The organism is Streptomyces sp. CB01373, assembly GCF_002803075.1.
In the GTDB taxonomy this organism is placed as follows: Bacteria; Actinomycetota; Actinomycetes; order Streptomycetales; family Streptomycetaceae; genus Streptomyces.
In genome coordinates, this window is the sequence record NZ_NNBK01000009.1 from 295,379 (window position 1) to 309,500 (window position 14,122).

At 72.7% G+C, this 14,122-nt stretch carries 11 protein-coding genes; 5 read left to right on the top strand and 6 right to left on the bottom strand.

Going from position 1 to position 14,122, the window contains the following annotated elements; genetic code table 11:
* Positions 1 to 186 precede the first annotated feature (186 nt).
* The 6 genes from hpf to mtnA all read right to left on the bottom strand — a co-directional run bounded on the left by hpf (position 187) and on the right by mtnA (position 8,201).
* A complete protein-coding gene (gene hpf, locus CG719_RS16480) occupies positions 187 to 873 on the bottom strand; it encodes a ribosome hibernation-promoting factor, HPF/YfiA family (RefSeq protein ID WP_100569373.1) in 687 nt (228 codons plus the stop codon).
* A 316-nt stretch (positions 874 to 1,189) separates the two neighbouring features.
* Positions 1,190 to 2,047, bottom strand: a complete 858-nt coding sequence (locus CG719_RS16490; RefSeq protein WP_100569375.1) for a ComF family protein — start codon at positions 2,045 to 2,047, stop codon at positions 1,190 to 1,192.
* Between the two features lie 298 nt (positions 2,048 to 2,345).
* Positions 2,346 to 4,184: an LpqB family beta-propeller domain-containing protein gene (locus CG719_RS16495; protein WP_100569376.1), complete on the bottom strand. Its 1,839-nt coding sequence runs from the start codon at positions 4,182 to 4,184 to the stop codon at positions 2,346 to 2,348.
* Entirely contained in the window at positions 4,174 to 6,246 is a 2,073-nt protein-coding gene (gene mtrB / locus CG719_RS16500; protein ID WP_100569377.1) for an MtrAB system histidine kinase MtrB, read from the bottom strand. Before mtrB ends, CG719_RS16495 begins: the two co-directional genes overlap by 11 nt.
* Position 6,247: 1 nt before the next feature.
* Positions 6,248 to 6,937 (bottom strand): two-component system response regulator MtrA, encoded by a 690-nt coding sequence (mtrA, locus tag CG719_RS16505; RefSeq protein WP_009188938.1) that lies wholly within the window; start codon positions 6,935 to 6,937, stop codon positions 6,248 to 6,250.
* Between the two features lie 121 nt (positions 6,938 to 7,058).
* Positions 7,059 to 8,201 (bottom strand): S-methyl-5-thioribose-1-phosphate isomerase, encoded by a 1,143-nt coding sequence (gene mtnA, locus CG719_RS16510; protein WP_100569378.1) that lies wholly within the window; start codon positions 8,199 to 8,201, stop codon positions 7,059 to 7,061.
* 140 nt (positions 8,202 to 8,341) lie between these two features.
* On the opposite strand from mtnA, the gene CG719_RS16515 reads away from it, so the two are divergent.
* Genes CG719_RS16515 through CG719_RS16535 form a run of 5 tightly spaced genes read left to right on the top strand, consistent with a single transcriptional unit; the run spans position 8,342 to position 14,006 of the window.
* Entirely contained in the window at positions 8,342 to 9,742 is a 1,401-nt protein-coding gene (locus tag CG719_RS16515; RefSeq protein ID WP_100569379.1) for a hypothetical protein, read from the top strand.
* A gap of 4 nt (positions 9,743 to 9,746) precedes the next feature.
* A complete protein-coding gene (locus CG719_RS16520; protein ID WP_100569380.1) occupies positions 9,747 to 10,514 on the top strand; it encodes a DUF4129 domain-containing protein in 768 nt (255 codons plus the stop codon).
* Positions 10,511 to 11,707 (top strand): DUF4350 domain-containing protein, encoded by a 1,197-nt coding sequence (locus CG719_RS16525; protein ID WP_100569381.1) that lies wholly within the window; start codon positions 10,511 to 10,513, stop codon positions 11,705 to 11,707. Before CG719_RS16520 ends, CG719_RS16525 begins: the two co-directional genes overlap by 4 nt.
* Positions 11,707 to 12,696 (top strand): AAA family ATPase, encoded by a 990-nt coding sequence (locus tag CG719_RS16530; RefSeq protein ID WP_100569414.1) that lies wholly within the window; start codon positions 11,707 to 11,709, stop codon positions 12,694 to 12,696. Before CG719_RS16525 ends, CG719_RS16530 begins: the two co-directional genes overlap by 1 nt.
* Entirely contained in the window at positions 12,696 to 14,006 is a 1,311-nt protein-coding gene (locus CG719_RS16535) for a DUF58 domain-containing protein (protein ID WP_100569382.1), read from the top strand. The genes CG719_RS16530 and CG719_RS16535 overlap by 1 nt, the downstream gene beginning before the upstream one ends.
* Positions 14,007 to 14,122: the final 116 nt, after the last annotated feature.

Genomic DNA, 14,122 nt, shown 5'->3' on the forward strand with positions numbered 1-14,122 from the left:
GGTCTGTGGTGCTGTGGCCAACCCAAGGCAACGGCCCATCGGTTGGGCCGTTGCCGCCATGATTCCATGTCCGGCCGGCACTGCGGTGACCAAGCGCCGTGTGAAGGGGGCGCACACCGATGCCCCTGGGGGCGCACACCGCGCTCCAGGGGCACCGTCACAGCTGTTGTTGCCGGCCGGGGTGGCTCAACCGCCCAGCGTGCCGCCCGCCTCGGGCGCCTGAGTGACCATCGTGTCCGTCCTGAGGTGGATCACTCCGTAGTCATAAGCATGCCGCCGGTAGACGACGCTGGGTTCCTTGGTCTCGGAGTCGACGAAGAGATAGAAGTCGTGCCCGACCAGTTCCATCTCGTAGAGGGCCTGGTCGAGGGTCATCGGGGAAGCGACGTGGGTCTTCTCGCGGACGACGAGGGGTCCGTCCCCCTGCACCTCCAGCGAGCCGACCTTCATGGTGGGCACCTGGCCCGCGTCCGCTTCCGTGGCGGTCTGACCGCTGCCGTTCAGCGTGGCCGCACCGGGGACGTGGTCGGGGACCTCGGCGGCCGAGATCCGGCGTGCGCCACGCCGCGAGAAACGCTTGTCGTGCTGCTTGCGCAGCCGGGCCCCGAGCTTCTCCGCCGCCAGGTCGAGCGCGGCGTACGGATCGCTGGCCGCCGCCTCCGCCCGGATCACCGGACCGCGGGAGCGGAGGGTGATCTCCACCCGGTCGCAGCGGTCGGCCTGTCGGGGGTTGGGCTCCTTGGACACCTCGACGTCGAGGCTGATCACCTTGCCATCGAGCTTCTGGATCTTCTCCAGGTTCAGCTTCTCGGCCACGTGCTTGCGGAACCGCTCGGGCACCTCGGTCTTGCGGCCCTTGACGACGATGTCCACGCAGAACTCCGTTCCCGGATCGCTCCGCTCCGACGGCGGAGCATCTCCCTTGTGCACCCGGTTCCGGTGAGCTCCGGAACCTCGGACTCGGTGACGTCCACCTCCTCCTCCCCCGCGGGCGAGATCTCCACCCGACCGGTACGGGTGATGGCGAAAAACCCGCAGCACGGCATTCGGATATGGCGGGGATGGCCTGCGCCTTTCCCTCACATCCCGAACATATCTCGCCCGGACGGATGACGTCACCCTCTACTGCCGCGTACCTCCGTTCAGGTGAATTGACCCGCTCATTACCTGCAACGATGCAAGTTCTCAGTCAGTTCCGTTCTATTCCGAAGGAATCCGGAGAGGCCGCGACGACCGCCGCGCAGATCACCACACCGGCTCCGCGCTCTCCCGCCATTTCCGGTGGGCAGTACATCGGGTTCCCCTCCTTCTGCCGTGATCCCGGCTTCCGTTTCCTCATCCCTTCCCGGACCCGCGCCGTGTACACGGCCGTCGTCACCGCCCGCGCCGCCTCCGTCAGCGAGGCACCCGTCGTCATGACGTCGTCGACCAGCACCACCGGACCGCTCAGCAGCAGCCGCGCACCGCCCGCGGCCGCCTCCAACGCGCCGGCGAGGTTCTCCAGCCGCTGCCGGGAGGACAGCCCCGACTGGTCCGCCACGGCACGCCGCTGTCGCAGCACCGGCAGGGCCCGGGCCGGCGTCCCGGACCGCCTCAGCTCACCGGCCGCCGCCAGCGCGATCCGCCGCGCGGGATCGTGCCCCCGGGCCCGCACCGCCCGCCGCGCGGACGGCACCGGGACGAGCAGCACGGCCGCCCCAGCACCCGCTCCCGTTCTCTCCGCCATTCCATCCGCCGCCGATCCCACCCCGGCCGCGCGCAGCCCGGCCCCTACCGCACCCGCCAGCGCCGCGCCCAGCGGGCGGGCGAGAGCCAGTGCGCCCCGCTCCTTGTGGGCGAGCAGGGCCGCCCGCGCCGCGTCCGCGTACCGCGCCGCCGCGTACACCGCCGGAAGCCCGTACAGCTCCGGCACCGGGCGCACCCGGCGTGGTACGCCGTGGGCCAGGGCGGCACGGCACCGAGGGCAGAGCACCGTACGGGGCCTGCCGCAGCCGCCGCAGTCGGTCGGCAGCACCAGGTCGGTGAGGTCCTGCCACCACCCGTGCATGCCTCCACTGTGCCGACGGCGCACCGTCCCGGCCAGCCCTGTGGACAACTGCCTGTGGACAACTCCGCCCACCGCCAGCAGGACTTCACCCACACGGGGGACCTAGCGATGCGACCGGAAAGGTTCACCGGCTCGCGACGCCCGGCACGGCTCCCCCAAGCCGCGTTGTCGCATCACCCGAGTACATCCAGTACACGGGCGATGCTCCCCCACTGCCCGAAGGGCGTGGGAGGTGCCCCCAGCACCGGACGCCGCGAGCTTTCCGGCAAACCTTCCCGGCCACAGCACTGGCGATGCGTCAGCCCGGATAGACCGGCGCCATCCCGTCCTTGGTCACCTTCTGCCACTGTGCCCCGGACGGCAGCCTGACGATCCCGTCCTCCGAGGAGGACGCCACCAGCGGCAGCCGGTCGTCCTCGGCCGCGGCGATCGACTGCACGCCCGTGAGCGCGGCCGGCGGCGGGCCCTCCGGCGTGGAGCCGTCGACCTGGACGTACCGCATCGTCTGCACGCCCCCCTGCTCCCGCCCGGCCACCACGAGCCGGCTGTCCCCGGCCCACGACATGGCGGTGACGTCCTCCAGCTCGGGAGCCGCCGAACGCAGTCCGAGCACCGACACCACCGGCCGCTCCCCGGCCTTCTCGTCGCGTTCGATCCGCCCGATGAGCAGGGACTTGCTGTTGTTGTCCGCCTTGACCACCAGGGCGATCCGCACCCCGTCGGCGGCCACCCGCACCCCGTCGACGCGCCCCTTCAGACCCGGGACCTTCACCTCGAGGGGCTCGCCGCCGCCCTGCTCCAGGACCCACAGCCGCGGCCGGGCGGGATCGCGGTCGGCCACCCACAGGTCGCCGCGCGCGTCCCAGCTGGGTGCCGTCAGCCGGTCGTCCTCGGCCTTGCCCTGGCTCTGCAGCACCGGCGCGTCGAGGGCGCTACCCGCCACGAGCGAGCTCACGAACAGCGACCTGCCGTCGGAGCCGACCCCCGCCGCGGTGCGCTCGTCCCACGACACCGCCGTCGACTGGAGCTTCTGGACGCCCTCGCCCAGCGCCCCCGGCACGGGTTCGGCACCCGAGGCCGTACCCGTGTCGGCGATCCGCACCAGCCGCTGCTTGTCGTCGACGAAGTACAGGTAGTCGGGCCGCTTCACCGACCCGCGCGTGGCGACGGTCTCGGCCCGGCCCGACTCGAACGAGCACAGGGTGCTGCCGTCGGCGCCCTGGAGCGTGACGGCATCCACGGTGGGTGTCAGGTTCTGCAGCGTGAACAGCAGTTGGGTCGCCATCTCCCGGCACTTCTCGCGCCCGCCCCCGGAGGCCTTCTCGTTCAGCGGCACCGTCAGCCGGTTCTGGTCGTCGGGCACGAGCGAGGTGACGCCGCGGCGCAGCGCCGCCCCGGCCGGGAAGCTCGAACTGACCGACGGTTCGAGCCACTTCGTGGGCCCGCTCAGCAGGGAGCGCACCACCTGCGTCATCGCGTCCACGCGCCGCCGTACGAAGACGGGATCGGCGACGGCGGTCGCCGACGGCGCCGCGTCCGCCCAGGTGTTCGAGGCGAAGTAGTACTTGTTGACGGACATGTAGTTGCGCTGGAAGTCCGACTGGCCCATGACGACGCCCTGCGGCAGCAAGTCGATGCGCCACTGCCCGCTCTTCTTGTCCCGCGTCAGATGAACCGGCTGGCTGTAGTGGCCGCCCATCGGCGTGTACGACTGCTCCCCGTCCACCCGGGCCACCTTGCTGCCGGTCAGAGTGAACGCGTAGTTGTCGGTGCTGTCGCGTTCCGTGACGCGATCGACCTGGATGTCCGGGCCCCCCGCGAGCACGGTCGTGGACCGCTCCGGCCGCCAGTCCCCCGAAGCGCCCCCCGTCAAATACTGACGCGCCGTCGCATACTGAGGATCGTCGCTGGTCAGCGCCTCCAGAAAGCCCTGCACGATCTCCGCGGGCGGGGCGTCCTCCCGGGGCGGCATGGCGAACACCCGCAGCTGGCTGTCCTGGCGCGGGGTGGACTCCACGTCGCGCAGATCGCCGCGGTCCGGCATCGACGCGCACCCCGCCAGCAGCACGACCCCACAAGCGGCGTACACCACCGCGCGCACCGGCCGCCGCACGCCCCCCACACGGTCAGCGCCCACGAAATGCCTCCCCTTGCTGTGTCACGTCCAGCGGCTCGGCCTTCTCAGCCACCGCGAGGTCCGCCGACCCGTCATCCGCCGCGTCCGATGCGGACACCGTCTCCTGCCGTCGCTCACCCGAGGCCGGCCGGGGCACCACGCGCGCGCCGTTGCCGGGCAGCGCCGTCGGATCGGCCGTCGGGGCCACCGCCGGCCGGGACGCGATCGGGTCCCGCGGCGACGCCGTCCGCTCACCCGTCGCCTGCGCCGGCACGGTGGCACGCTTCCCGCTCGGCAGACCGGCGTCGTCGAGCCCGCGGTTGCGGCGCGAGTCCTTCGGTTCCAGCGGGACGGGCGAGCCCCGCAGCGGCTCGTCCGCGGTCCTGGGCAGCGTCAGCCGGAACTGCGAGCCGCCGCCCGGCTCGCCCCACGCCTGAAGCCAGCCGCCGTGCAGCCGGGCGTCCTCCAGGGCGATCGACAGCCCCAGACCGGTACCGCCCGTGGTGCGGGCGCGCGCCGGATCCGCCCGCCAGAAGCGGCTGAACACGCGGGTCGCCTCGCCCGGCTTGAGCCCGACGCCGTAGTCGCGCACCGCGACCGCGACCGCTCCGCCCGCCGCGCCGAGCTTGACGACGACGTCCCTGCCCTCGCCGTGCTCCACCGCGTTGACGACCAGGTTGCGCAGGACGCGCTCCACCCGCCGGGCGTCGGCCTCGGCCACGACGGGCTGCTGGTCGCCGACGACCCGTATCCGCGTGCCCTTGCGCTCGGCGAGCGGCTCCGCGCCGCCGACGACCCGGTGCACGACCTCCCTGAGGTCGATCGGCTCGGCCTCCAGCGCCGCCGCGCCCGCGTCGAAGCGGCTGATCTCCAGCAGGTCCGCGAGCAGCGACTCGAACCGGTCGAGCTGGTCGGCGAGCAGTTCCGCCGAGCGGGCGGTGACCGGGTCGAAGTCCACGCGCGCCTCGTGGATGACGTCGGCGGCCATCCGCACGGTCGTCAGCGGCGTGCGCAGCTCGTGCGAGACGTCGGAGACGAACCGGCGCTGCATACGCGACAGTTCCTCCAGCTGCTGGATCTTCAGCTGAAGGTTCTGCGCCATCTTGTTGAAGGCCTCGCCGAGCCGCGCGATGTCGTCCTCACCGGTGACCTTCATGCGCTCCTGAAGCCGCCCGGCCGACAGCCGCTCGGCGATCCCGGCCGCCATCCGCACCGGCGTGACGACCTGCCGCACCACCACCCAGGCGATGGCTCCGAAAAGTACGACGACGAAAAGCCCGGCCGTCGCCAGCGTGCCCTTGACCAGGCTCAGCGACTTCTCCTCCTGGGTGAGCGGGAAGAGGTAGTACAGCTGGTACGGATCGCCGTTGGGGTCGTTGACCTGCTTGCCGATGACCAGCGCGGGCTGGGAGCCCTTGTCGCTGCCCTGGTAGACGATGCGGGCGTAACTCTGCGCGGCCACCATGCTGCTGTTGATGCGGGCGCGCAGCTCCTCCGGAACACTCGCCGTCCAATCCACACCGCCGGAGGCGCGCGGTCCGCGCCCGCCCCCGCTGTCGTCGCCGGCGGGCAGCGTGACCACGTCGAAGGCGCCCTGACCGCCGCTGGACAGCGACGACACCAGGTCGCTCATCCACTGGATGACGTTCTGCGAGGAGTGGCCGTCCGTGGCGGAGGTGTCGTCGCCGGTGCCGGTCGCCGCCTCGTCGGCCCGCTGCTTGGCCACCGCGAAACCGCCGGCGGCCTGGCTCTGCGAGGCCCTCACCTTGGCGTCGAGCAGTCCGTTGCGCACCTGGCCGATGACCACGAAACCGAGCAGCAGGACCACGCCCAGCGACATCAGCAATGTGGTGGCGACGACCCTGAGCTGGAGGTTGCGCCGCCACAGCCGCATCACGGGCAGCAGCGGCCGGCGCACCCAGCGCAGGAAGAGACGCAGGACGGGGCTGCCCTGGACGCCGCCGTGCAGCAGCCCGCCCTCCAGGAGGCGTCCCCAGCGGGAGCCGGCGGTCGTCCGGCCGACAGGCCGCCCCGCGCTGGCCCCGGTACCCCCGGGCGCCGAAGCGGCGCTGTCCTCCGTCACGTCAGCTCGGTCCGGCCTTGTAACCGACACCGCGGACGGTCACCACGATCTCCGGCTTCTCCGGGTCCTTCTCGACCTTGGAGCGCAGCCGCTGGACGTGCACGTTGACCAGGCGGGTGTCGGCCGCGTGCCGGTAGCCCCAGACCTGCTCCAGGAGCACCTCCCGGGTGAACACCTGCCACGGCTTGCGGGCCAGCGCGACCAGCAGGTCGAACTCCAGCGGCGTCAGCGCGATCGACTGCCCGTCCCGCTTCACGGAGTGTCCCGCGACGTCGATGACGAGGTCGCCGATGGCGAGCTGCTCCGGCGCGGGCTCCTCCGACCTGCGCAGCCGCGCCCGGATACGGGCCACGAGCTCCTTCGGCTTGAACGGCTTCACGATGTAGTCGTCGGCGCCCGACTCCAGGCCCACGACGACGTCCACCGTGTCGCTCTTGGCCGTCAGCATCACGATCGGCACTCCGGATTCCGCCCTGATCAGGCGGCACACCTCGATGCCGTCACGGCCGGGCAGCATCAGGTCGAGCAGGACCAGATCAGGCTTGGCCTCGCGGAAGGCGGCCAGCGCCTTGTCGCCGTCGGCCACGAAAGACGGCTCAAAACCTTCACCACGCAGCACGATCCCGAGCATCTCGGCCAGTGCGGTGTCGTCGTCGACGACAAGGACTCGTCCCTTCATAAACGACATCATCCCATTCTCGTAACGGTGGCGAAGATCCAGGTGAGAGAGCTCACTGGCCTGTGACGATAGTCGTACGGAGCCGTCACTGTCTGCCTCCGGTCCGAGAACCCCGAGAACAGGGTGCCGGTGCTCAGTCGGTGGAGGTCCCCCGCGACCTGGTGCACAGTTCGGCCAGGCCCTTGGCGGTCACCGGCGAGACGGCGCCCTCCTCGGTCACGATCGCCGTCACCAGCTCAGGCGGGGTCACGTCGAACGCCGGGTTGTAGGCCTGGGTGCCCAGCGGCGCGACCGGGAGACCGCCGCCGGCTCCCGTCACCGGCACCTGGGGCGCGATGAACTCGGTCACCTCGTACCCAGGTCGCTGCTCGACCTCGATCGCCCCGCCGTCCGGGGTCGCCTGGTCCACCGTCGTCACCGGGGCCACCACGATGAACGGCACGTGGTGATAGCGCGCGAGCACCGCGAGCGGATAGCTGCCCACCTTGTTCGCCACCGAGCCGTCGGCGGCGATACGGTCCGCGCCGATCAGCACCGCGTCCACCTCACCTGCCGCGAACAGCGAGCCCGCCGCGTTGTCGGTGAGCAGCGTGTACGCCATGTCGTTGCGGGCCGCCTCGTACGCCGTCAGCCGGGCGCCCTGAAGCAACGGCCGGGTCTCGTCCACCCACAGCCGCCGCAGCCGTCCCGCGCGATGAGCCGCGAGTGCCACCGCGAACGCCGTGCCCTCCCCGCCCGAGATCAGCGACCCGGTGTTGCAGTGGGTGAGGACGCGGTGCCCGCCGCCGGGCAGCAGCTCGTCCAGCAGCGCCAGCCCGTGCTCGGCCATCCGGGCACTGGCCCGGGCGTCCTCCTGGTGCAGCTGCCGTGCCGCAGCGAGCGCCGCCGAGGCGGCCTGCCGGGAGTCCCCGGTCCTGGCGAGCGCCGCCTGATGGGCGGACCGCGCCCGGCGCACGCCGACAGAGAGGTTCACGGCCGTGGGCCGGGCGGCCGCCAGCGCGGTCGCGGCCTCGTCCACGTCGAAGCCGCGCGCGGCGGCGAGCGCGACGCCGTACGCCCCGGCGATGCCGAGCACCGGCGCCCCGCGCACGGCCAGCGACCGGATCGCCTCCACCAGCGCGGGCGCGTCCGTACACACCAGCTCGACCTCCTCTGCGGGAAGCCTGGTCTGGTCGAGAAGGACCAGCACCGGCCCCTCGGGGGGCTCTTCCCAGCGGATCGCCGAGGTTCCGACCGCCTGGTCGTCCTCGCGGGTCTGCGCGTACTGATCAGCCATGTCGTCAGTCTGCCCCGTATCCGGCAGACAATTGAAGGTACGCAGCCGCCACCACCGCCGGTCGCCCGAAGTCCACCCCATGGCACGATGGCAGCCGACCTGCCGCCGCGACGGCGGACGGGCACCGTGAAGGAGCGACGATGACTGACACTCCGGGCTGGGCCTCGCCCGGATCCGCCCCGTCCGACGGGCAGGAGAGCGGTACCTCCGGACCTGCCGACGCCGCCGCCCGCCCCGACCCCGCCCCGCCCGCGGACTCGTCGGGCGAGCAGCCGCAGAGCCCCGGCGTGAAGTGGTCCAAGGAGCAGCCGGCGCCGGGCCAGTGGTCCGCGCCCACGGGAGCCCCGGCCCCCGGCCAGGCACCACCGCCCCCCGCCGGCACCGGCTGGGGCGGACAGCCCCCGACCGGCCACGGCCCCGGCGGACAGGGCCCCGGCGGGTATGGCCCGGGAGGCTACGGCACCCCCGGTTACGGAGGCCCCGGAAGCTACGGCGCTCCCGGTTACGGACCCGGTGGCTACGGCGCCTGGGGTGCCGGCTGGGGCGGCCCGCCCCCCGCCGCCAAGCCCGGCGTGATCCCGCTGCGCCCGCTGGGCGTGGGCGAGATCCTCGACGGCACGGTGTCCACCATGCGCACCCACTGGCGCACCGTCCTGGGCATCACCCTGGCCGTCGCGGTCTTCTCCCAGATCATCGTCATTCTGATGCAACGCCTGGTCGTCGACAGCACCACGAGCAGCCAGGTCCTCAGCGACCCGAACGCCACCGCCGAAGAAGTCGGCCGCGCCATGGGCGACACCATGCTCGGTTCCGGCGCCGTCTTCATCGTCTCCCTGGTCTCCACCGTCATCGCCACCGCGCTGCTCACGACGGTCACCAGCCGTGCGGTCCTCGGCAAGCCGGTCACCACCGCGGAGGCCTGGCGGGACGCCCGTCCCCAGGTGCTCAAGCTGTTCGGGCTGGTCTTCCTGCTGATGGTCATCTGCCTCGGCGTCATCGCCCTCGGCACGCTGCCCGGCGTCCTCGTCGCCACCACGGGTTCGCCCGTGGGCGGCATAGTACTGGCCGTCGCAGGCGGCCTGGCCGCCTGCGTGCCCGCACTGTGGCTGGCAGTCCGCTTCTCGCTCGCCTCGCCCGCCCTGATGCTGGAGAAGCAGGGCATCGGCAAGTCGATGAGCCGCTCCGCCAAGCTGATCCGCGGCTCGTGGTGGCGCGTCTTCGGCATTCAGCTCCTGGCGGGACTCATCGCGGGCATCGTCTCCGCGATCATCGCCATTCCCTTCCTCGCTCTCGCGGTGGCCTTCGGCGGGGGCGGCATGACCAGCATGCTCAACGGCCCCCCGCACATCGGCTGGGCCTACCTGATCATCACCGGGATCGGGGCCGTGATCGGCTCCACGCTCACCTTCCCGATCACGGCCGGCGTCACCGTGCTGCTCTACATCGATCTGCGCATCCGCCGCGAGGCCCTCGACCTGGACCTGGCCCGGGCCGCCGGCGTGCAGGGCCACGGCGCCGACGCACCAGCCTCCGGGAGCTGATGCCGTGAGCCTGGCGGGGGGAGTTCTCACAGCACTGCCGGCGTTCCCACGCGCCGTGACCGGAGCCCTGCGGACCGCGCTGCACGCCCACGCCGCGGTCCTGGCACAGTCGCGCTCCGGAGCCGAACCACCGGTGACCGTCCCACGCGACCCGGCGCGGGAGGCGGCCGGGCGCGAACTGTCCAAGCCCATGTACCACGAGCACGACCCGGGCCTGCTGGAACGCGCTCTGAACGCCTTCTGGGACTGGCTCGGCAAGCTGTTCGGCTCCGCCTTGGTCGCCACCCCGGGCGGGGGTGTCGGACTGGTCATCGTCATCGTGGCCGTCCTCGCCGTGCTCGGGGCACTGTGGTGGCGCCTGGGCACCCCGCGCCGCGGACCCACGTCCTCCATCACCCTGTTCGACGACCGCCCCCGCAGCGCCGCCGAACACCGCGCCGCCGCCGAGGCGCACGCCGCCCAGGGCCACTGGAACCAGGCCGTCCAGGAACGCATGCGCGCCATCGTCCGCTCCCTGGAGGAACGAGCCCTGCTCGACATACGCCCAGGCCGCACCGCCGACGAGGCCGCCGACGAGGCCGGCCGCGCCCTCCCCGCGCACGCCGAACGGCTGCGCGCCGGCGCCCGGGACTTCGACGACGTCACATACGGCGGCCGCAGCGGGACCGACGCGGCGTACCAGCGCATCGCCGAACTCGACCGCGACCTGGAACGCACCAGGCCCCGGCTCGCCGTCGGCACGGCCGCCGGCTCCCAGGGGGCCGGCGGATGACCACCGAGGCCACGCTCCCGTCCACCTCGGTCTCGCCCACCGGCCGCCAGGTGTGGACCCGCACGCGCGGGATCCTGCTCGCCCTCGTCCTCCTCCTCGCCGCCGGCGTCGCGATCGCCGCGGTCCAGTCGGGCGCGCAGCACGGCCGCCTGGACCCCCGCTCCGCCGACCCCTACGGCAGCCGCGCCGTCGCCGCGCTCCTCGCCGACCGCGGCGTCTCCACACGCGTGATCACCACCCTCGACGAGGCACGCGCGGCCGCCGGCCCCGACACCACCGTGCTGGTCGCCCTTCCCGACCTGCTGACGGACGCTCAGCAGTCCCGGCTCCGCCAGGCAACCGACGCCTCCGGCGGACGCACTGTCCTCGTCGCCCCCGACTTTCCCTCCGTCAGCGGCCTGGCCCCCGGCGTCACCGCCGCTCACACGCCCAGCTTCGACACCACGCTCTCCCCGCACTGCCCCCTGCCCGCAGCCCGCCGCGCAGGCGACGCGGACACCGGCGGCGGCCTCCGCTACGCGACCACCGTCAAGAACGCCGAGGCCTGCTACCCGAGCGGCGGTCTGCCCACCCTGCTGCACATCCCGCAGACCACCAAGGGCGGCGACACCGTCGTCCTCGGCGCCCCCGACATCCTCTACAACAACCGTCTCGCCAAGCAGGGCAACGCCTCGCTCGCCCTGCAACTCCTCGGCTCCCGCCCCCATCTGGTCTGGTACCTCCCCTCGCTCTCCGACGCCTCCGTCCCCGACACCGGCGAGCGCGGCTTCTTCGAGCTGCTCCCCTCGGGCTGGCTCTGGGGCACCCTGCAACTCTTCATCGCCGCGGCCCTCGCCGCCCTGTGGCGGGCACGCCGGCTCGGCCCCCTCGTGCCCGAGAGACTCCCCGTGACGATCCGCGCCTCCGAGACCGTCGAAGGCCGCGCCCGCCTCTACCGCAAGGCGAACGCCCGCGACCGCGCCGCCACCGCTCTTCGCTCCACCACACGCACCCGCCTGGCCCCCCTCGTCGGCATCCCCGTCTCCCAGGCGCACACGCCCGAGGCCCTGCTCCCCGCCCTGTCCGACCACCTCCACGGCGAGGGACAGTCCCTGCACGACCTGCTCTTCGGCCCGCCGCCCGGCGACGACGCGGCCCTCGTCACCCTCGCCGACCGACTCGACGCCCTCGAAAGAGAGGTACGCCGTCCATGATGGACCCGACCACTGACAACGCCGGGCGCACCGGGGACACGGACCACGCCCGGTCCTCCCTGGAGGCCCTGCGCGCCGAGATCGCCAAGGCCGTGGTCGGCCAGGATCCCGCCGTGACCGGCCTCGTCGTCGCCCTGCTCTGCCGCGGACACGTCCTCCTCGAAGGAGTCCCCGGAGTGGCGAAGACCCTGCTCGTCCGCACGCTCGCCGCCGCGCTGGACATCGACACCAAGCGCGTCCAGTTCACCCCCGACCTGATGCCGAGCGACGTGACCGGCTCACTGGTCTACGACGCCCGCACCGCCGAGTTCTCCTTCCAGCCCGGCCCGGCCTTCGCCAACCTCCTCCTCGCCGACGAGATCAACCGGACCCCGCCCAAGACCCAGTCGTCGCTGCTGGAGGCCATGGAGGAACGCCAGGTCACCGTCGACGGCACCCCCCGCCCGCTCCCCGACCCCTTCCTGGTCGTCGCGACCCAGAACCCGGTCGAGTACGAGGGCACCTACCCGCTGCCCGAGGCCCAGCTGGACCGCTTCCTGCTCAAGCTGACGATCCCGCTGCCCTCCCGCCAGGACGAGATCGACGTCCTCACCCGCCACGCCGACGGCTTCAACCCGCGCGACCTGCGCGCCGCCGGAGTGCGCCCGGTGGCCGGCCCCGCCGACCTCGACGCGGCCCGCGCCGCTGTCGCCCGGACCACGGTCTCCCCGGAGATCACGGCCTACGTCGTCGACATCTGCCGGGCCACCCGGGAATCCCCGTCCCTGGCCCTCGGCGTCTCCCCGCGCGGAGCGACGGCACTGCTGTCGACGGCCCGTGCCTGGGCCTGGCTGACCGGCCGCGACTACGTCATCCCCGACGACGTGAAGGCACTCGCCCTGTCCACCCTGCGCCACCGCGTACAGCTGCGCCCGGAGGCCGAGATGGAAGGCGTGACCGCCGATTCGGTGATCAACGCGATCCTCGCCCACGTCCCGGTCCCTCGCTGATGGCTCTCACCGGACGCGCCGCGCTGCTCGCGGCCCTCGGCTCCCTCCCGGTCGGCATCTGGGATCCGGGCTGGTCGGGCATCCTCGCCGTGAACGCCCCCTTGGCCGTGGCCTGCGCCTGCGACTACGCCCTGGCGGCGCCGGTGCGGAACCTCGTCCATACGCGCTCCGGGGACACCTCCGTGCGCCTGGGCGAGAGCGCCGACGTCACTCTCACGGTCACGAACCCCTCGCGCCGCCCGCTGCGCGCCCGGCTCCGTGACGCCTGGCCCCCCAGCAGCTGGCAGCAGGGCACCGAGACGGCGGCCTCCAGGCACCGGCTGACCGTGCCACCGGGCGAACGCCGCCGCGTCACCACCCGCCTGCGCCCCACCCGCCGCGGCGACCGCCAGGCGGACCGCATGACCATCCGGTCCTACGGTCCGCTCGGGCTCTTCGCCCGCCAGGGCACCCACGAGGTTCCCTGGACGGTACGGGTGCTCCCCCCGTTCACCAGCCGGAAGCACCTGCCGTCGAAGCTCGCGCGGCTGCGGGAACTCGACGGTCGCACCAGTGTGCTCATGCGCGGAGAGGGAACGGAGTTCGACAGCCTGCGCGAGTACGTCCCCGGCGACGACACCCGCTCCATCGACTGGCGCGCCACGGCCCGCCAGTCCGCGGTCGCCGTCCGTACCTGGCGCCCTGAGCGCGACCGGCACATCCTGCTCGTCCTGGACACCGGCCGCACCTCGGCGGGCCGGGTGGCCGACGCACCACGCCTGGACGCCTCCATGGACGCCGCCCTGCTCCTCGCGGCCCTCGCCTCCCGCGCCGGCGACCGCGTCGACCTGCTGGCCTACGACCGCCGGGTCCGTGCCCTGGTCCAGGGCCGCTCCGCGGGAGATGTCCTGCCGTCACTGGTCGACGCCATGGCGACACTGGAACCCGAACTCGTCGAGACGGACGCCCGCGGCCTTACGGCCACTGCCCTGCGTACGGCTCCGCGCCGCTCGCTGATCGTGCTCCTGACGAGCCTGGACGCGGCCCCTGTCGAGGAGGGCCTGCTGCCCGTGCTCCCTCAACTCACCAAGCGCCATACGGTCCTTGTGGCCTCGGTGGCGGATCCGCTGGTGGCACGAATGGCCGGGGCCCGTGGAAACGTGGACGCGGTCTACGAAGCCGCCGCCGCGGCCCAGGCGCAGACAGAACGCCACCACACCGCGGAGCAACTCCGCCGCCACGGTGTCACCGTCGTCGACGCCACGCCGGACGATCTGGCGCCGACGCTGGCAGACGCGTATCTGGCGTTGAAGACGGCGGGAAAGCTTTAGAGAAGGAAGGCCGGGACGGGGCACGGGGAGCGTGAGTCTCTCCCCAAGCGTCGGTCGGCCGGCCGTAAACGCAGAAAACCCCCGTGCCATGGCACGGGGGTTTTCTCACAATTTGT